The following is an 18393-nucleotide window of genomic DNA, read 5'->3' on the forward strand; positions in this document are numbered from 1 at the left end:
CCGAAGGATCCCGCAGCCTGTGTCGGAAAACCTACAATCTGACGCTACGTACGATTCAAGTCCATCCGCGGGCCCGTTTCAGAATTTCCTGACATTCGCAGGCCCGCTTAAGCAGCGAGAACAAGATGTTGACGGGCGCAAGGCGTCGAGCGTCGGCAGAATTGGCTTGGAGCGCCCAGATATTGCCTCTCCGAAGGTTATCAGGATAACGGGCATCGAGGTCGAGGCTGCGCTTCAGCAGGAGCAAATCAAAAAGACAGTCAAGATGCCTCGGCGGGCCTTCCGAAAGCGTCGGAGCGTGCTGCCATTCGAGATCAAGCTCGTGCCTCGAGTGTCGGGGTTGGGACACACTGCTCGGCCGCATACACCCTGCTAGAGCCAAAGATACGCCAACCATGGTGCGTTGGCATTGGCACGAGCCTTGAAGGGGAGAAGGCGTCCGGCATTGTAGTCCCAGGAAATCACCATTATGGCGTACAAGATAGTCGCGTCCCAGTGCACCGCCTGCGGCGCATGTGAGTTTGAATGCCCCAACGCGGCAGTCAACCTCAAGCGCGACGTATATGTGATCGATCCGAAGACGTGCACCGAATGCGAGGGGCATTTTGGCACGCCACAATGCGCCGCTGTCTGCCCGGTTCCCAACACGTGTGTCCCCGCTTAACGGAGCGACGATGCGCATGGCCAGTACGAGCAGCACGGTCGAGACACAATTGAACGCTGCGGCCTTTCTTGTTGGTGTCCTGGTTAGAGTGACGGTCCGTCCCGCGTTAGGCCTGATTGAGCCGCTGGCCGATACGGTCGCGGGGGGACGCCATAACCGTTGCGGGACGTGGCCGGAATGGTCTCTGCGCGAGCGGAGGCGCCAATGGTAGCCGTACAAGAGACGATCGAGTGCGTGAAGCGCAGCGACGTCGATCAGTATCGTTATGGGTTTGAGACCTTGGTCGACTCCGAAAAGGCCCCAAAGAGGTTGTCGGAAGATACCGTCAAATTCATCTCGCAGAAGACAGAACGAGCCGGTCTGGATGCTCCTGCGGCGGCTCGAAGCCTGTCGCGGCCGGCTGACCATGATCGAGCCGACCTGGGCGTGCTCCAGCGCGGCCTCCCCCAGGAGGAGGCGGTCGGCCCTGTCGTCAACGGCTTGGTCGAGGACGACTCCAGCAGCTGCCAATGGAATTCGCAGTGGAAGCGCAGAAGCTGATCTCGATCCTGCTGGAAAGGGCGGTCAGCTAGCTCTGACCTCATCCTGAGGAGGCCGCGCAAGCGGCCGTCTCGAAGGATGGATACCGGATTGATTGTTGGCCTCATCCTTCGAGACGCGCCTTCGGTGCCGCTCAGGAGGAGATAGACGGAACGACACAATGGCATTGCTTGAAGTGAAAGGCCTGAAGGTTCGTATCAAGGAGCGTGAGATCCTCCACGGGCTGACCCTGACCGTGAACGAGGGCGAGATTCACGCGATCATGGGGCCGAACGGCTCCGGCAAATCGACGCTCTCCCACGTCATCGCCGGCAAGCCCGGTTATGAGGTCACCGACGGTCAGATCCTGTTCAAGGGCGAGGACCTCCTGAAGATGGATCCGGAAGAGCGCGTCGCGAAGGGCGTGTTCCTGGCTTTCCAGTATCCGGTCGAGATCCCCGGCGTTGCCATCACGACCTTCCTGCGCACCGCGCTGAACGCGCAGCGCAAAGCGCGCGGCGAGAGCGAATTTTCGACTCCGGACTTTCTGAAGAAGGTTCGCGAGGTCTCCAAGTCGCTGAACATCCCGCAGAACATGCTCAAGCGCGGCGTCAATGTCGGCTTCTCCGGCGGCGAGAAGAAGCGCAACGAGGTGCTCCAGATGGCGCTGTTCGAGCCGAGCCTGTGCATCCTCGACGAGATGGATTCCGGCCTCGACATCGACGCGCTGCGCATTGCGGCCGACTGCGTCAACGCGCTGCGTTCGCCGGGGCGCGCCATGGTCGTCATCACCCATTATCAGCGGCTCCTCAATTACATCGTGCCTGACGTCGTGCACGTGATGTCGAAGGGCCGTGTCGTGAAGAGCGGCGGCAAGGAACTGGCGCTGGAGCTGGAAGCGTCCGGCTATGCCAATTTCCGAGGACGCGGCTTGGCCGTGTTGCGGATATTCCGATGACCCTGGTTCTGGCGAATACCAATCCCGAATGCCCGGCGAGAGACGTTTTTAACGCCGCGCGGGGACGGTTACCTGGCGCGGGAGCTGTTGCCGATGCTCGCGCCCGCGCTTTCGACGCATTCGAGCGCGCTGGCCTGCCGCACCCGCGCCTTGAGGAGTGGACATGCACTGACCTTCCCGTGCTGATGCGCGCGGTCCTGCCGCTAGCGCCGTTACCGGACGTTGCCGCGCTGGTGCGTGCAAAAGCGGCGGTTGCGCGGACTGCACTCGAAGGCGCGGCTAAGCTGGTGCTGGTCGACGGAGTGTTCGCGCCTGACCTGTCGGACCTGGCGGCGTTCGGCGAGGGCGTCGATGTTAAGACGGTGCGTGAGATTCTGGAGAATCCAGCCGGGGCGGACCTGTTGACAGCCTTCACGACGGATGCGGTGATTTCGCTGAACGCCGCGATGGTGACTGACGGTGTCGTGGTCACGCTTGGCGATGGTATCGCGCTGAGCCGTCCGATCCAGATCGTTCACGTCGCGACTCAGGCTTTATCGTCTGCGTTCACACGCTCGCATCTGAAGCTTGGCAAGAACGCACAGGCGACCCTGGTCGAAAGCTTTGTTGCCGCCGATGGCGCGAGCGCCTATCAGGTTCACGACGCGGTGATCGCCCAGATTGGTGAAGGAGCGAATCTTTCGCATTTGCGCGTGGTGGCTGATGCAGCTGACGCCACGAACATCTCGTCAAGGATGATCACCGTCCATGAGAAAGCGACGGTCAGTTCCTTCAACATGACCTATGGCGGAACTGTCACTCGCTACCAGGGCTTCATCACATTGGCGGGAGCGCGGTCCGAGCTCTCCATCAACTGCGTCAACCTGCTCAAGGATACCCAGCACGGGGACACCACGCTGGTGATTGATCATGCCGCACCTCGTTGCACGAGCGAAGAGAATTTCCGCTGCGTGGTGGACGATCGCGGCCATTCCGTGTTCCAGGGACGCATCATCGCCAACGCGCAGAAATCGCAGGGCACGATGATGACGCGGGCCCTGCTCCTGTCTGACGAGGCCAAGGCCGATAACAAGCCGGACCTGCAAATCTTCGCGGATGATGTCACCTGCGGCCATGCCGCGACATCAGGTGCGCTCGACGACAGCCTCTTGTTCTATCTGCGCGCGCGCGGCCTGCCCGAGAAGGAGGCGCAGGCGCTTTTGATCCAGGCGTTTCTCGGCGAGGCGATCGAGGAGATCGCAGACGCTGGTCTGCGGGAGTTCGTGAGCGCGCAGGTCGCGCGCTGGCTGGAGACGCGGCGATGAGCATGCATCCGGCCGTTCGCGGTTCCGCTTATGACGTGATGCGCGTTCGTGAGGAATTTCCGGCGCTTGCCATTCAGGTGTATGGCAAGCCGCTCGTCTATCTCGACAATGCTGCCTCGGCCCAGAAACCCAGGGCGGTGCTCGACCGCCTCATGCGGGCCTATACAAGTGAATATGCCAATGTGCATCGCGGCCGGCATTACCTCGCCAATGTCGCGACCGAAGCCTATGAGGGGGCGCGGACCAAGGTGGCGCAGTTCGTCAACGCCCGCCGTTCAGAAGAGATTATCTTCACCCGCAATGCCACCGAAGCGATCAACCTCGTGGCCTCTTCCTATGGGCAGCCGAATATCGGCAACGGCGACGAGATCGTGCTCTCGATCATGGAGCACCACTCGAACATCGTGCCCTGGCATTTTCTGCGGGAACGCCACGGCGTCGTAATCAAATGGGCGCCGGTTGACAACGACGGCAATTTTATCATCGAGGAGCTCGAAAAGCTCCTCACCGCCCGTACCAAGCTGGTCGCAATCACGCACATGTCGAACGCGCGGCACTGTCGTGCCGGTCAAGGACGTGGTCAGGCTGGCGCACGCCCGCGGCATCAAAGTGCTGGTCGATGGTGCGCAGGGCGCCGTGCACCTGCCGGTGGACCTGCAGGACATCGGTTGCGATTTCTACGTCTTCACCGGTCACAAGCTCTACGGGCCGACCGGGATCGGTGTGCTCTATGGCACGTATGAGCTCCTTGCTGCGATGCGGCCCTTCAACGGCGGGGGCGAGATGATACGTGATGTGGCGCAGGACCGGGTCACGTATGGTGATCCTCCGCACAAGTTCGAGGCCGGCACGCCGCCGATGGTCCAGGCGATCGGACTGGGGGCCGCCGTCGACTATGTCAACTCGATCGGTAAGGCGCGTATCGCCGCGCATGAGCAGGATCTCGCCGAGTATGCGCAAGAGCGCTTGGGTGAAATCAAGTCCCTGCGGCTGTTCGGCACGGCGAAGGACAAGGGGCCTCTGATCCCCTTCGAGCTGAAGGGGGTCCATCCCCACGATGTCGCGACGATCCTCGATCGGCAAGGGGTTGCAGTGCGCGCCGGCACGCATTGCGCGATGCCGCTGATCAAGCGGTTCGGCGTGCCAGCAACGTGCCGTGCGTCATTGGCGCTCTACAACACGCATGCAGACGTTGATGCGCTCGCGCAGGCCGTTATTGCGGCCGTTGAATTGCTCGCATGAACAGGCGACGGCGCCCCAAGCGATAAGGGATGGCTTCGTCGCATCGCTGCTCCAATACGTGAAAGCCTCATTAGCATGTGGCCTCTGCCGGCGCGGGTGAGGCGGTCTTTGCCGCGACCAAAAAGCGAGGGCATGCGCGCTGGAGGACAATGGCGCGGCATTGGCCGATGCGAGCGAAATCGAAATCCGGCGGTAGAGCTGCAGCTTCACAATCATCCCTGCCAAGTCGCGTTTCAATCCGCAGGTCGTGCTCGCGGTCATGCGCGCTGGCTAGCGACATAGTGGGTCTTGGCGCGGCGAGGGAGATTTTGTGTCCCCTTGGTTGATTTTGTAACTATTTGATCTTACTTCATAAAATCTGATTTTCATGAGAGTGGAATGGAAGATTGCGATCCGGGGGCAAGAAGGTCATCGCGGTGCTGCAGAGCGCGGTCGTGAACCACGAAGCAGCGACCTATTCCCTCTTCACCGACCCGGATTGCCACACCTTGAAGGACTATACGACGTGCCGGATCCAGACCTGTCTTCGGCCTTGCCGCTGTCGGGGCGAAGACGATGGCCGCTATTTTGCCACCACGACCGACCGAACCGGAATCCCGGACTGCGCTTTCATGCCTTTCGACGTGAAGCGTATTGCGGCTTCAGTGAAGTTATCCTGATCTCGGACAGAGGCGAAAAGGTCAAGTGGCGACAGTAAACTCATTGATTGGACTTGGATTGGACTTGGGGTGTTTGCCCGACGCGCTTCAGGAGGATCGGGTCAGCGGCCAGCGCGCGAGGCACAGCTTCATCAAGCTGACACGCTGCGCGTGCCACTGCCCTGGCAAGCAGCGGAAAAGGAAAGCGCCCGCCGGTGGGGGCGGGCGCAGGGTTCAGCATGGGTTTGCGGGTCAGTGGAATGTGAAGTTCCCTGCGGTCAGGCCCAAGCTGGCCAGGCCGTCCACGCTGTGCACATTGCTCAGGTGGGCGAACTCATCAACGTGGTTCGGAGAGGTGACGCAGGCCAGATTTGCAGTCATACTCTTGTATCCAAAGTAGACGATAATGTCGCCGGCGGCCGCACCGGAAATGGCACCGGCTGCGTCAGAGCCGTTGGAGAAACCCCGATCGGTGATCACCACGACATGTTCCCCGTGAGCACCTGAGGCTGGGCCACTGTAGAAGGTGTCCACCTGATTGCCAGACCGCATGCTGACGTGATTGAGGAAGTTCGCGTTAAGACCGTCGCTGCCAAAGCCGACCGCGTCGAATGCGAAGGTGTCCTGTGCGGGGGCGAAATCCACGATAGTGGTGTGGTCGGGGGCCGGCCCGTACCGTGGGTCGAGTCCGGGGACCGGGTTGTGGAATTGGAACGCAAAGGTGTCGTTGCCGGTGCCTCCCGTCAGGGAATCCCTGCCGTCACCGGCGAAGAGGACGTCGTCGCCGGGACCTCCGTAAAGTTTATCATTGCCCTCATTGGCGACTCGCGGTTTGTCGGGACCGCTGTCGCCATAGAGAAAGTCGTTACCCTCCTCGCCGAAGATGTTGTCATTGCCCGTGCCACCGAACACTCGGTCATTGCCCTCGCCGGCCGAGATGACGTCGTTTCCGGCTCGACCGTCGATCCAGTCATCGCCCTTGGGGTCGGTGATTATATCGTTACCGTCGCCGCCAAAGAGACTATTGCTGCCCGGACCGCCGAGAATTGGTTTGTCCACCGCGAATACTCCTTGTTAGACAGCCCCACCACGCTACCTGGCCCGTTCATATTGCTCATCGGCCAATTGGAATAATTCATTGTTTTGATAGAACGCATCGACATGGCGGATACATCCGCATGCGCTTCTCTGGCGTAACATCTCAGCGCATCAGCTAATGCGACCGGTTTGAGCTGTTGCCCGCCGGGCTATGATGCAGTCGCCAGCGGGCGCGCCAAGCCCACCCCAAGCCCACCCCAAGGCTACCGCTTTGCAGTCGAATATCAGCGGTGCAATGGCACGCGCTGGTCCTTGTTTTCTATCGAACAGGCGCAAGCGAGTCCGTCTATGGAGAAGCTCCCGATGTCGGGTTTGCAACACAGTCCGGCCGGGCTTGCCGACAACGCTATGTTCTTCCAACTCAGCTGATTTTTGCGCTTGCGCGCGGCTGGCACGATCGTTGCTGAACTCTTGGCTGAGCGCCGTCTCGCTAACTCTCAAAGGATATCAGTATGAGCTTGGCTACGACCGAAAGCATCGAGGAGATCAAGGCCCGAAATAAGGAACTCATCCAGGAGGTGTTGTCCGTCTATCCTGACAAGACCGCGAAACGGCGCGCCAAGCACCTGAACGTTCATGAGGCCGGGAAGGCGGATTGCGGAGTTAAGTCTAATCTCAAATCCATCCCCGGCGTGATGACGATCCGCGGCTGCGCCTATGCGGGCTCGAAGGGCGTGGTCTGGGGACCGATCAAGGACATGATCCATATCAGCCATGGTCCGGTGGGGTGTGGCCAGTACTCCTGGGGGTCGCGGCGCAACTACTACGCCGGCACGACCGGTATCGATACGTTCGTGACCTTGCAGTTCACCTCCGACTTCCAGGAGAAGGATATCGTGTTCGGCGGCGACAAGAAGCTCGTTAAACTTATTGACGAGCTCCAGGAACTGTTCCCGCTCAACAACGGCATCACCATCCAGTCGGAATGCCCGATCGGCCTGATCGGCGACGACATCGAGGCGGTATCGAAAGCCAAGTCGAAGGAGTATGACGGCAAGACGATCGTGCCGGTCCGCTGCGAGGGCTTCCGCGGCGTCTCGCAGTCGCTCGGGCACCATATTGCTAACGACGCCGTGCGCGATTGGGTCTTCGACAGGCTCACGCCCGAGAAGTCCCGCTTCGAGTCAACGCCCTACGACGTTGCGATCATCGGAGATTACAATATCGGCGGTGATGCCTGGTCGTCTCGAATCCTGCTGGAAGAAATGGGGCTGCGCGTGATCGCCCAGTGGTCGGGAGACGGGTCGCTGGCCGAGCTCGAGGCCACACCGAAGGCGAAGCTCAACATACTGCATTGCTACCGCTCGATGAACTACATCTCCCGTCACATGGAGGAGAAGTTCGGGATTCCGTGGTGCGAATACAATTTCTTCGGTCCCTCAAAAATCGCGGAGTCACTGCGCAAGATCGCGGGCTATTTCGACGACAGGATCAAGGAGGGAGCAGAGCGGGTGATTGCGAAATATCAGCCGCTTGTTGACGCGGTGGTCGCAAAATACCGCCCCCGCCTGGAAGGCAAGACCGTGATGCTGTTCGTCGGCGGATTGCGTCCGCGCCATGTGATCGGAGCCTACGAGGACCTCGGCATGGAAGTCGTCGGCACCGGTTATGAGTTCGGCCACAACGATGACTATCAGCGCACCGCCCAGCATTACGTCAAGGACGGCACGCTCATCTACGATGATGTCAATGGCTACGAGTTCGAGCGCTTCGTTGAGAAGATGCAGCCCGACCTGGTCGGCTCGGGCATCAAGGAAAAATATGTGTTCCAGAAGATGGGTGTGCCGTTCCGGCAAATGCACTCCTGGGACTATTCGGGTCCGTACCACGGTTATGACGGCTTTCCGATCTTCGCGCGCGACATGGACATGGCTATCAACTCGCCCATCTGGAAGAAGACCAAAGCGCCCTGGAAGGCTGTCGCAGAACCGAGGCTCCTGGCTGCGGAATAAGCGGCCTTTTCGCCTCTCGTCCGAGGCGTCGAGCCGACATTGACCACGATTTTCAAGAGGATTCCCACGAAATGGCGCAGAATGCAGAACACGTGCTCGATCATGTCGAGCTGTTCCGCGGTCCGGAATACCAGCAGATGCTGGCCAACAAGAAGAAGATGTTCGAGAATCCTCGAGATCCCGCGGAGGTCGAACGCATCAGGGAATGGTCGAAGACGCCCGAATACCGCGAAAAGAACTTTGCGAGGGAAGCGCTAACGATAAACCCTGCCAAGGCTTGCCAGCCGCTCGGTGCGGTCTTCGCCTCCGTTGGATTCGAGGGCACGCTACCCTTCGTGCACGGTTCCCAGGGCTGCGTCGCCTATTATCGCAGCCATCTGTCGCGGCACTTCAAGGAGCCAAGTTCCTGCGTCTCCTCGTCGATGACGGAAGATGCCGCGGTCTTCGGCGGCCTGAACAACATGGCCGATGGGCTCGCCAACAGCTATAACATGTACAAGCCCAAGATGATCGCGGTCTCCACGACTTGTATGGCGGAGGTGATCGGGGATGACCTCAACGCCTTTATCAAGACCTCCAAGGAGAGAGGGTCTGTCCCAGAGCATTTCGATGTGCCGTTCGCGCACACGCCAGCCTTCGTCGGCAGCCACATCACCGGCTATGACAATGCGCTGAAGGGTATCCTTGAGCATTTCTGGGACGGTAAAGCCGGAACGGCGGCGAAGCTCGAGCGCATCCCCAACGAGAAGATCAATTTTATCGGCGGCTTTGACGGCTACACTGTTGGCAATACCCGTGAAATCAAGCGCATCTTCGACCTGATGGACGTCCGGTACACCATCCTCGCCGACAATTCCGATGTGTTCGATACGCCGACCGACGGCGAGTTCAGGATGTATGACGGCGGCACCACGCTGGAAGACGCCGCGAACGCGGTTCATGCGAAGGCGACGATATCTGCGCAGCAATGGTGCACGGAAAAAACGCTTGCGTTCATCGCCGGCCATGGCCAGGAGGTCCTGGCTTTCAACCATCCGGTCGGCGTCTCCGCGACCGACGAACTGCTCATGGCGTTATCGCGCATCAGCGGCAAGGACATCCCCGAGGCGCTGGCGCGAGAGCGCGGCCGCCTGGTCGACGCGATGGCTGACTCCAGCGCGCATATCCATGGCAAGAAATTTGCGATCTACGGCGACCCAGACCTTTGTTATGGGCTAACTGCCTTCCTGCTCGAATTGGGCGCCGAACCGGTCCATGTGCTGTCCACGAATGGCAACAAGGCCTGGCATGATAAAATGCAGGCCTTGTTTGCGAGCTCGCCGTTCGGCCAGAACTGCCATGCCTATCCAGGGCGAGACCTCTGGCACATGCGATCGCTGCTGTTCACGGAGCCGGTCGACTTCCTGATCGGCAATACGCATGGCAAATATCTGGAGCGCGATACCGGCACCCCGCTGATCCGCATCGGTTTCCCCATTTTTGATCGGCATCACCATCACCGCTCTCCGGTGTGGGGCTATCAAGGCGGCATGAACGTTTTGGTGAAGATCCTCGACAAGATCTTTGACGAGATCGACAGGAAGACCAGCGTGGCAGGCACCGACTATAGCTTTGACATCATTCGTTGATGACGAAAGACGCTTAAGTCATCGCCGGCAAACATCGGCGATGGCTTCAGCGCGGGATAGCTGATCTCACATAAGCGCGATTGAGAGGAGAGACCGATGAGTTCGCTTTCGGCCAGAATCCTGGATGTTTTCAACGAGCCGGGCTGCGCCAAAAACACCGACAAGTCGGAGGCTGACCGCAAAAAGGGCTGCACCAAACAACCTAAGCCTGGAAGTGCGGCGGGCGGGTGCGCCTTCGATGGCGCCAAGATCGCGCTGCAGCCCTTCACCGATGTGGCTCATCTGGTGCACGGCCCGATCGCCTGTGAGGGCAATTCCTGGGACAACCGCGGTTCAGCGTCGTCCGGTGCCAGCATCTGGCGGACCAGTTTCACCACCGACATGAACGAGACTGACATCGTGTTTGGCGGCGAGAAGCGGCTTTACAAGGCAATCAGGGAGATCTTGGAGAAATACAATCCGGCGGCGATCTTTGTCTATCAGACCTGCATTCCGGCCATGATCGGCGACGACATCCATGCCGTCTGCAAGGCGGCATCTCAGAAATTCGGCAAGCCCGTGATTCCGGTCAATTCGCCCGGCTTCGTGGGTTCGAAAAACCTCGGCAACAAGCTGGCCGGGCAAGCGTTGCTTGATCATGTCATCGGCACCGAAGAGCCAGACCACACCACGCCCTGCGACATCAACCTGATCGGCGAATACAACCTGTCGGGCGAATTGTGGCAGGTCAAGCCGCTGTTCGACGAACTCGGCATCCGTATCCTCTCCTGCATTTCCGGGGATGGAAAATATCGTGAAGTTGCCTCATCGCATCGGGCTCGCGCCGCCATGCTGGTGTGTTCGAAGTCGATGATCATTGTCGCACGCAAAATGCAAGAGCGCTACGGCATCCCGTTCTTCGAAGGCTCGTTCTACGGCATCCAGGATTCCAGCGACGCGCTGCGCAGCATTGCACGCGTCTTGGTCGCGCGCGGGGCGCCGGCAGATCTGATCGGTCGTACCGAGGCAGTCATAGCGCGGGAGGAGGCGCGTGCGTGGACGGAAATCGGATCCTACAGGTCCCGCCTGGCCGGGAAGAGGGCACTCCTCATCACAGGTGGCGTGAAATCCTGGTCCGTGCCGGCCGCGTTGCAGGAGGCCGGCCTTGAGCTGGTCGGTACCAGCGTCAAAAAATCCACGGACGAAGACAAGGAGCGCATCAAGCAGCGGATGGGGCAGGACGCCCATATGATCGACGACATGGCGCCTCGCGACATGTACAAGATGCTGAAGGGCGCAAAAGCGGACATCATGCTCTCCGGCGGCAAGTCGCAATTCGTCGCGCTGAAGGCGGCGATGCCCTGGCTCGACATCAACCAGGAGCGCTCCCATGCCTATATGGGCTATTTGGGAATCGTGAAGCTGGTCGAGGAAATCGACAAGGCGCTGTTCAACCCGATGTGGGAGCAGCTGCGCCGGCCGGCCCCATGGGACGATACCGCCAAGGATGGCCAGCCGCCCATGCCCATGGCCATTGCGCAGACAGGCGAGCAGGTCGTCGAAACCCCTGCGCTTTTGGAGGTGAGCCGCCGTGCAAAAAGGGTCTGTCTCTGCAACACAGTCGATCGCGGTACGATCGAAGATGCAATCCGCTTGCACGGTCTGACGAGCGTCGAGGCTGTCAGAGAGCACACCGACGCATACGGGGGATGCTGCAGGCACCGCATCCAGGACATCCTGACAGCGATGTCGGTCTGCCTGCCGCCTGCCATGCGGCAGGCCGCAGAATAGGACGGCGCCATGGCTATCGTCAGCACGCCGAGCAAGGCCTGCACAGTCAACCCGCTGAAGATGAGCCAGCCCATCGGCGCGGCATTCGCGTTCATGGGTCTGCGCGGGGCGATGCCGGTTCTCCACGGCTCGCAAGGCTGCACATCGTTTGGGCTCACGCTGTTCGTGCGGCATTTCAAGGAGGCGGTCCCGCTGCAGACCACCGCGATGAGCGAGGTGACAACCGTGCTCGGCGGGTATGAAAATATCGAGCAGGCCATCCTCAACATCCACAATCGAACCAAGCCGGAGATCATCGGGATCTGCTCGACCGGGGTAACGGAAACGAACGGCGACGACATCGACGGCTACATCAAGCTGATCCGCAAGAAGCATCCGCAGCTCGCCACATTTCCTTTGGTCCATGTCTCAACGCCTGATTTCAAGGATGCGTTTCAGGACGGCTGGGAAAAGACGGTGGCGCGCATGGTCGAGGTGCTCGTAAAGGCGCCGACGATCGAGACAGAGCGCGAACCCGCGCAGGTGAACGTCCTTCCCGGATGTCACCTGACGCCCGCCGACCTCGATGAGATCAGGACGATTCTGGAGGATTTCGGTCTAAAGCCAAGCTTCCTGCCTGACCTGGCGCGATCGCTGGACGGGCATATCCCGAAAGAGTTTACGTCGACGACCATTGGCGGAATCGGCATTGAGGAAATCGCCAGCATGGGCCAGTCCGGCTGGACCATTGCCATCGGTGCGCAGATGCGGCGGGCGGCAGAAGCCATGCAGACCAGGACCGGGGTGCCATTTCGCCTGTTTGAGCGATTGTGTGGCCTCATCCCCAATGATGACTTCATCGCCTTCCTGAGCGAGATCAGCGGCCGCCCTGTACCAACCAAATACCGGCGCCAGCGCGGTCAGCTCGCCGATGCGATGCTGGACGCCCATTTCCATATCGGCGGCCGTAAGCTCGCGATCGGTGCAGAGCCTGACCTCCTGTTCGACCTGTCCAGCATGCTGCACGACATAGGCGCGCAGGTCACGGCGGCTGTGACGACCACGCCCTCGCCCGTGCTGGAGCGGGTAAGGACCAAGGAGGTGCTGATCGGCGATCTCGAGGATCTGGAACAGCGAGCTCGGAGACAGAACTGCGATCTGCTGATCACGCATTCGCACGGCCGCCAAGTGGCGGAACGGCTGAAGATTCCATTTCATCGCGCGGGATTTCCGATGTTCGACCGGGTTGGCGCAGGACACCAGCTGTCCGTTGGGTATCGCGGCACGCGCGATCTGATCTTCAATATCGCCAATCTCCTCATCGCCGACCGCGGGGAAAATCATCAGCCAAGCCCCGATAGCTGGCGGACCTCGGCTCGGCCTCTAAACTCCGGCCGCAGCTTCATCGACGCAACAGAGAGTTCGATTCCATGAAGGTCGCATTCGCTACCCAGGATCTAAGCCGCGTCGATGCCCATTTCGGCTGGGCCAAGAACATTGTCATCTATGACGTCGGGCCGGACGGGTACGTCTTTCTGAAGGCGGTGCAGTTCGACGGCGATCTTTCGGAGGACGGCAACGAGGATAAGCTCGCGCCCAAGATCGAGGCGATCAGGGATTGCGCCATCCTCTATGTCGTTGCCATTGGCGGCTCCGGTGCGGCGCGGGTGGTGGCGAATAAAATCCACCCCATCAAAGTGCACAAACCCGAGAACATCCTGGAGCTGCTGCAAAAGCTCCAAAGGATGCTGAGGGGAACGCCGCCCCCCTGGATCCGCAAGGCCCTGGCCAAAGCCAAGGAGCGGACGCTTGATTTCGAAGGATGAGGATCACATGTCTGAGGCCGCAGAAGCGGGGCAAACCGGCAATGCGCTTGATGCGCCGTTCCTCAAGCAGCTGGTCAAGATCTGGCGTGCTGAGGACAGCCATGGGACGTGGGAGGGCAAGAGCGATCTCGACTTGCTCGAACCCTATATCTTGGACAAGGAGAAGCGGCACGCGCTGCCGATCGTGGGTGATCCTGATCCGGACACAGTGTGGCGCCTGGAGTTGTTCTTCAATGCGGTCGCGCTCTCGATCGAGAAGGCGACCGGCGTGATGGTCCAGCCGATGCTGAAGATGCATCATGAGGGCTTTGGCCGCATGGTGCTGATCGCAGGCCGCCTGATCGTCGTCAATAAGCAGCTGCGCGATGTGCATCGCTTCGGGTTCGACGGTCTTGCGAAGCTCGCCGCCGAGGGCGACAAATATGTCGCGGACGGGATCGGCATGATCCGGAAATTCCCAGACGCGGCGAACTATTGAGGGCGGGACATGAGCGAACTTGAAACGCTGAAGGCAGACATCAAAAAGCTGTCAGCCAAAGCCACGCAGGCCAAGATGGATCTGCACGACCTATCAGAGGAGCTGCCGCTCAACTGGAACTCGATCATGGCGGTGGCGCAAAGAGCGCATGACGCGTTTGCCGAACTTGAGAAAAAGCGCGAGGATCTCAAGGCGCAGGAAAGGGCGTAAGGGTATACAAGCATGTTATTTGCAACGCGCGACGGCCGCGACTGGATGCCCGATTATCTCGCATCGATCGATTCCGGGAAATGCATCGGATGCGGCCGCTGCTTCAAGGTCTGTGGTCGCCATGTCATGACATTAAAAGGCATCAACGAGGAGGGCGATCTTGTCGACCTTGGCAGCGACGAAGACGATGAGATCGAGAAAAAAATAATGGTGATGGATGATGAGGGCGCCTGTATCGGTTGCGGCGCCTGCGCCCGGGTCTGTCCGACCAACTGCCAGACCCACGCGCCCGCCGCGGCAGAAGGGGCCTGACGGCCGCCTCCGTCGCCTGTGCAGGAAGGAGACTTGGTGCGTAGGCGCGTTGAGAGAATTCCGGCGGTCGCAACTTCATGCTGCCTGCTCGGTGGCGCAACTTGGCGCCAGCCGCGGACAATAGCTGGGCCCCCTCGACGAGCATCCGAACACGCGAACATGCCCATCTCCTCTGACGGAGACCTGATGATGATGTCCAGTCCGTAAAGGTACGCCCACTTCAGGTTGGAGTGATCAATGGGCGGGCGAAAAAGGCCGGCGAGGACTTACCTCAACGAAGGGCTTGCTAAGCGAATGGGACAATGGAGATTGTCTCCGCGCGCGGCGTGAACTGCATTGCCGCCGTGGTCTCCGTCTCGCCTCATAGAGCAGCGGATGCCCCCGATGTTCGGACTGAACCTCGCGGTGGCCGGGCGACGGCAGAGTTCTTGCGCAGCTCGCGCTCAGAACTCGGCGGCTGCCTCTCGCGTGGTACTCGCGGCAGAATCCACCAACGGACTTAGAAGAATACCGATGTCGACACCAAGACGTTCAGAGCATGCCCGGTTTGGCGCGTGTATGTCATGGTTGTCGGATTGTTGATGTATAGCAGGCCCAGGGTTGCATGAACCCCGGGCGCCAGCCGCGCAGTGTATCTTCCCCAGATCGCCGTACTATCGCGATGGACGAGATCGCCTTTAGCCAGGGCCGCATCGACTGCAAAGTGGCTCCAAGCGATATTGGTGGCAGCAATGGCAATCTGATCACCTGGCCTGCTGCTGAATAGTCCTTTCGCATAAAGACGAAGCTCGAGATAGCGGCTGACCTTGTTGACGTCAGACGGAGCGTACATTGCGGAGAACCCACCATAGATACCCCGAGCTGGCGAACCTTGAGCATCAGATTGCCAAAGCTGCCGGTCCGCGGCCACGTAGTAGGCGCTGTTCGCGCTGGCTCTCGGTTGGAGCGAATGCGCCAAGTGCGGATAGCGGCTGTCATTGAAACCGATTCCAGCTCGCAGCCAGGTCTCGGGCAATCCCGGAGCTGCCTTGTTCTTAAATCCAGTTTCATCAAGCAATAGAATGCCGGCGTTGGCCGTGCGCCAGTCCAAGCCGGTGGGATTTTCGGTCATCTGCGCCAATTGACCATCCGGACTGACCGAGCGCTGGATCGAAATCTTGGTGTAGAGGCGATCGTCAAAATTGTACTTCACGTTGAGAGCCGGCGTCGGCGCCGAATTGTTGCTCATTCCAGCTTGGGACAAGATGACCGGCGTCGGCCCAAATGGATTCATTCCCAAGAACTCGTCATGATTTCTGAGGTAACCAATTTTGAGTTCGAACTTCCTATCGAAAAACGTCTGGTAATAGGCAATTGTATTGATCCCTACTCTATCGGGCCCGGCGGGCTTCCAGGTCCAATGTTGCTGCTCGGCTCCCACGGTTATCTGGCCATCGGGAATTCCAAATCGGCTGAGATCGTAGGTCACGATCATGAAATTGACCGTACCGAATGTCGGACTCTCGCCAACATACCGCTGATTGAAGATGGTGCTTTTAGATGCATTTGGCAGGCGATTGTCTATCAAGCTGTTTTGTGTCCAGCCTACATAGCCGATCCCGATGTCTGCCAGCGCAGATCTAACCCCGCCCTTGTCCTGATCGATCGTATCCGCAGGACCAGGTATATTGAGCCAAATGCCTTTTTCACGCAGGTGATCGAACTTCGCGAACGGGTCGATCTTCTTTGGGGGCCTGGCCTCAGCAACTTTCTCTGGACGATCGTGCCTTGAGTCCGGGATATTGGTTGGTTGTGCCGGCGCCGGGCTGCCGTCGAGATGCCTTGTTCGCTTGAGCTGACGGCTTCGGGTGGCCGCGCCCCTCGGCTTTTGAAGGTGTTTTCCAGGAGCCTCATCCGGCATCTCGCTCCTGGTGTCTGATGCATTCTCAACTCCTGCCAACGCCGAACTGCAGAGACTCGCCGCAAAAGATACGGCGATGGCAAGCCCGGTTTGCGTCAGAGTAGATCGAGCGCTGAAGACCGGAGCCGCAGTCGAGCGAGTTCGAGCCGACATAGGCACGCCCGCACGCGACGTGAGTTTCCCCTCCTTGTTGCTAGCTTTGATAGATTGTGCGCCGACCTGATCGGCCCGGAGCTTACTCGCAACGTCCGGAAGCAGCTGCGTCAGTAAGCGCGTCATGGACGTCCATGAGCAAGGGGAGATCGCGGTCGGAGGAGATATCATCGCTCAAGGCGCCGGGAATGGACATTGTTCAATGCCGACAGAGGACCCACGCTCGTGGATGCTGTAAGAGCAAACGAGCGGAAGAGACTGCGTCGGCGGGATATTTGACGTCTCTGGGGAGCCTTAAGCGACCTACGCGGGCGGCTCCTTGGCGGCCTTTATGCGCATCGAACTCAATCGACCATCGGTGCTGACGGGCACCTCGCCAGCGACGGTGGCACGGCGAACGACACGACGCTGGTCGCCGTAATCCCTGACCGCATAATGTTGCGTGGCGCGGTTGTCCCAGATCGCCACATCGCCCACCTTCCAACTCCACCGCACGGTGTTTTCGGGCGCGGTGATATGGGACTGGAAAAGGGTGAATAGCCTCTGGCCGTCATATTTCGGGATGTCAACCAAGCGTTGCACCACATCGCCGAGCACCAGCGCGCGTTCTCCGGTGTCGGGATGGACACGCACGACGGGATGCTCGGTCTCATAGACCGTCCTGGCGAACACCTCGTCGAGATGCTTTTTGTCGGCCTCGCTGTTGGCCATGACGGAGTAGTCGAACGCATTGCTGTGAACCGCCCAGAGTTCGTCGGCAAGCCGTTGCAGCGGCGTGGAGAGGTCCAGATAGGCGGTCGCGGTGTTTGACCAGATCGTATCGCCGCCAAATTGTGGGATCACAACGCCTCGCAGGACCGCGATTTTAGGATAAGCCTCGAAGAAGGTCCCGTCGCTGTGCCAGAGGTCGGCTCGGCGAGGGGGGCGCGCGGAATCAAGCTCGATCATCGATACCGTTCCCTCGATGACAGCGAGTATCGGATACGCCATAAGCGTTCCGAAACGAAGGGCAAAGCGCTCCTGCTCTGCGTTGTCGAGATGGCCCTGATCGCGAAAGAAGAGAACCTTGTGCTCGAGCAGCAGGCTGTTGATCGCGGTAATCGTCTCCGCCGGCAAATCGCCCGACAGCTTGATGTTCCTGATTTCAGCGCCGATCCGCGCCGCGCGCTTTGCGATATCGGCTTGCGGAATGATACTGTCGATCGAGGCCGTCTTGTTCATGCTGGCATTCTCCCAAAAGCGGATCTGTTTGTAGACCAACCCGTTGTGCTGGGACGCGAATGAGTGAGCGCAGAATCGGACGGCACATGCAGGTAGCATCAAATTCCGCTGCCTAGACCCGATGCTGCGTGTTACACGCGATATCAACGAGATCACGTTTGATTTGCACAGCGCTCATTTGCCGGTCGTGTGACATGGCCGGTCATCTCGAACAACTGCGAAGATCGGTAGTTGACTGGGATGCAAACCCATCCAGGTTTATGCGAGATCGTCGAGGGAATACGGCGCCATTTCAACGAATATGGTCTTCATCATGCGCTTGGGTGGAAGTACCCCGTGCAGGGATTTTCGACGACCAACTGTTTCTCGATCGCGTGTTTTCCTTGGCATGAAGCTCAAAAGCCCTGCCTGGTGACACCGTCGTGAAGCGTCACCTCCAAGACCTAATGGCTCTATTCGCGAAAGCCGTGCGCGATATAGCCGAGACTCCAGCTACGTAAGGGCAGGAGTCCCGAGCCGGGAACGCTCCCTGCGGACGCTC

Annotated in this window: 14 protein-coding genes and 2 pseudogenes; 13 read left to right on the plus strand and 3 right to left on the minus strand. The window is 59.6% G+C overall.

The annotated features are described in order from the left end of the window. The first annotated feature begins 469 nt into the window (after nt 1-469). The 5 genes and pseudogenes from RAD04_RS05450 to RAD04_RS05470 all read left to right on the plus strand — a co-directional run bounded on the left by RAD04_RS05450 (nt 470) and on the right by RAD04_RS05470 (nt 4687). Nucleotides 470-664, plus strand: coding sequence for a 4Fe-4S binding protein (locus RAD04_RS05450; protein WP_461622926.1), 195 nt, complete (start codon nt 470-472; stop codon nt 662-664). Nucleotides 665-868: 204 nt separating this feature from the next. Continuing rightward, nucleotides 869-1091: pseudogene (locus RAD04_RS05455) on the plus strand (Fe-S cluster assembly protein SufB); the annotation flags it as partial. A 273-nt stretch (nt 1092-1364) separates the two neighbouring features. Then, complete coding sequence (gene sufC, locus RAD04_RS05460) at nt 1365-2141, plus strand: Fe-S cluster assembly ATPase SufC (protein WP_461622927.1); 777 nt, start codon at nt 1365-1367, stop codon at nt 2139-2141. Further along, a complete protein-coding gene (gene sufD, locus RAD04_RS05465; protein WP_461622928.1) occupies nt 2138-3445 on the plus strand; it encodes a Fe-S cluster assembly protein SufD in 1308 nt (435 codons plus the stop codon). Before sufC ends, sufD begins: the two co-directional genes overlap by 4 nt. Next, a pseudogene (locus tag RAD04_RS05470) lies at nt 3442-4687 on the plus strand (cysteine desulfurase). The gene sufD and the pseudogene RAD04_RS05470 overlap by 4 nt, the downstream one beginning before the upstream one ends. An 890-nt stretch (nt 4688-5577) precedes the next feature. On the opposite strand, the gene RAD04_RS05475 reads toward RAD04_RS05470, so the two are convergent. Then, nucleotides 5578-6384, minus strand: a complete 807-nt coding sequence (locus tag RAD04_RS05475) for a calcium-binding protein (protein WP_461622929.1) — start codon at nt 6382-6384, stop codon at nt 5578-5580. A 491-nt stretch (nt 6385-6875) separates the two neighbouring features. On the opposite strand from RAD04_RS05475, the gene nifD reads away from it, so the two are divergent. The 8 genes from nifD (at nt 6876) to fdxB (ending at nt 14578) form a co-directional block, all read left to right on the plus strand. Continuing rightward, entirely contained in the window at nt 6876-8375 is a 1500-nt protein-coding gene (gene nifD, locus RAD04_RS05480; protein WP_461622930.1) for a nitrogenase molybdenum-iron protein alpha chain, read from the plus strand. A 71-nt stretch (nt 8376-8446) separates the two neighbouring features. Next, nucleotides 8447-10003 carry a nitrogenase molybdenum-iron protein subunit beta gene (nifK, locus tag RAD04_RS05485; protein WP_461622931.1) on the plus strand — a complete coding sequence of 519 codons (1557 nt, stop codon included), beginning with the start codon at nt 8447-8449 and terminating at the stop codon, nt 10001-10003. Nucleotides 10004-10099: 96 nt separating this feature from the next. Then, nucleotides 10100-11773: a nitrogenase iron-molybdenum cofactor biosynthesis protein NifE gene (gene nifE / locus RAD04_RS05490; protein ID WP_461622932.1), complete on the plus strand. Its 1674-nt coding sequence runs from the start codon at nt 10100-10102 to the stop codon at nt 11771-11773. Nucleotides 11774-11782: 9 nt separating this feature from the next. Then, complete coding sequence (gene nifN / locus RAD04_RS05495) at nt 11783-13186, plus strand: nitrogenase iron-molybdenum cofactor biosynthesis protein NifN (RefSeq protein ID WP_461622933.1); 1404 nt, start codon at nt 11783-11785, stop codon at nt 13184-13186. Then, a complete protein-coding gene (nifX, locus tag RAD04_RS05500) occupies nt 13183-13578 on the plus strand; it encodes a nitrogen fixation protein NifX (protein WP_461622934.1) in 396 nt (131 codons plus the stop codon). The genes nifN and nifX overlap by 4 nt, the downstream gene beginning before the upstream one ends. Nucleotides 13579-13585: 7 nt before the next feature. Beyond that, complete coding sequence (locus RAD04_RS05505; RefSeq protein WP_461622935.1) at nt 13586-14056, plus strand: NifX-associated nitrogen fixation protein; 471 nt, start codon at nt 13586-13588, stop codon at nt 14054-14056. Nucleotides 14057-14065: 9 nt separating this feature from the next. After that, nucleotides 14066-14266: a CCE_0567 family metalloprotein gene (locus tag RAD04_RS05510; protein ID WP_461622936.1), complete on the plus strand. Its 201-nt coding sequence runs from the start codon at nt 14066-14068 to the stop codon at nt 14264-14266. A gap of 12 nt (nt 14267-14278) precedes the next feature. Continuing rightward, on the plus strand, nt 14279-14578 hold the full coding sequence (gene fdxB / locus RAD04_RS05515) for a ferredoxin III, nif-specific (RefSeq protein WP_461622937.1): 300 nt from the start codon (nt 14279-14281) through the stop codon (nt 14576-14578). Nucleotides 14579-15077: 499 nt separating this feature from the next. Here the strand turns inward: fdxB and RAD04_RS05520 are convergent, their stop codons facing one another. Together RAD04_RS05520 and RAD04_RS05525 are read right to left on the minus strand one after the other, a co-directional pair. Beyond that, entirely contained in the window at nt 15078-16478 is a 1401-nt protein-coding gene (locus RAD04_RS05520; protein ID WP_461622938.1) for a carbohydrate porin, read from the minus strand. A 456-nt stretch (nt 16479-16934) separates the two neighbouring features. Beyond that, nucleotides 16935-17852 carry a TauD/TfdA dioxygenase family protein gene (locus tag RAD04_RS05525; RefSeq protein WP_461622939.1) on the minus strand — a complete coding sequence of 306 codons (918 nt, stop codon included), beginning with the start codon at nt 17850-17852 and terminating at the stop codon, nt 16935-16937. Between the last annotated feature and the right edge of the window lie 541 nt (nt 17853-18393).

Source organism: Bradyrhizobium sp. 25ACV (genome assembly GCF_054863005.1).

Excerpts from the sequence above, each read along its gene's own strand:
- nifX (WP_461622934.1), top strand. The coding sequence starts at position 13,183 with ATGAAGGTCGCATTCGCTACCCAGGATCTAAGCCGCGTCGATGCCCAT.
- RAD04_RS05525 (WP_461622939.1), bottom strand. The coding sequence starts at position 17,852 with ATGAACAAGACGGCCTCGATCGACAGTATCATTCCGCAAGCCGATATC.
- RAD04_RS05505 (WP_461622935.1), top strand. The coding sequence starts at position 13,586 with ATGTCTGAGGCCGCAGAAGCGGGGCAAACCGGCAATGCGCTTGATGCG.
- nifE (WP_461622932.1), top strand. The coding sequence starts at position 10,100 with ATGAGTTCGCTTTCGGCCAGAATCCTGGATGTTTTCAACGAGCCGGGC.
- sufC (WP_461622927.1), top strand. The coding sequence starts at position 1,365 with ATGGCATTGCTTGAAGTGAAAGGCCTGAAGGTTCGTATCAAGGAGCGT.
- RAD04_RS05520 (WP_461622938.1), bottom strand. The coding sequence starts at position 16,478 with ATGCCGGATGAGGCTCCTGGAAAACACCTTCAAAAGCCGAGGGGCGCG.
- fdxB (WP_461622937.1), top strand. The coding sequence starts at position 14,279 with ATGTTATTTGCAACGCGCGACGGCCGCGACTGGATGCCCGATTATCTC.
- sufD (WP_461622928.1), top strand. The coding sequence starts at position 2,138 with ATGACCCTGGTTCTGGCGAATACCAATCCCGAATGCCCGGCGAGAGAC.
- nifK (WP_461622931.1), top strand. The coding sequence starts at position 8,447 with ATGGCGCAGAATGCAGAACACGTGCTCGATCATGTCGAGCTGTTCCGC.
- RAD04_RS05510 (WP_461622936.1), top strand. The coding sequence starts at position 14,066 with ATGAGCGAACTTGAAACGCTGAAGGCAGACATCAAAAAGCTGTCAGCC.
- nifN (WP_461622933.1), top strand. The coding sequence starts at position 11,783 with ATGGCTATCGTCAGCACGCCGAGCAAGGCCTGCACAGTCAACCCGCTG.
- nifD (WP_461622930.1), top strand. The coding sequence starts at position 6,876 with ATGAGCTTGGCTACGACCGAAAGCATCGAGGAGATCAAGGCCCGAAAT.
- RAD04_RS05450 (WP_461622926.1), top strand. The coding sequence starts at position 470 with ATGGCGTACAAGATAGTCGCGTCCCAGTGCACCGCCTGCGGCGCATGT.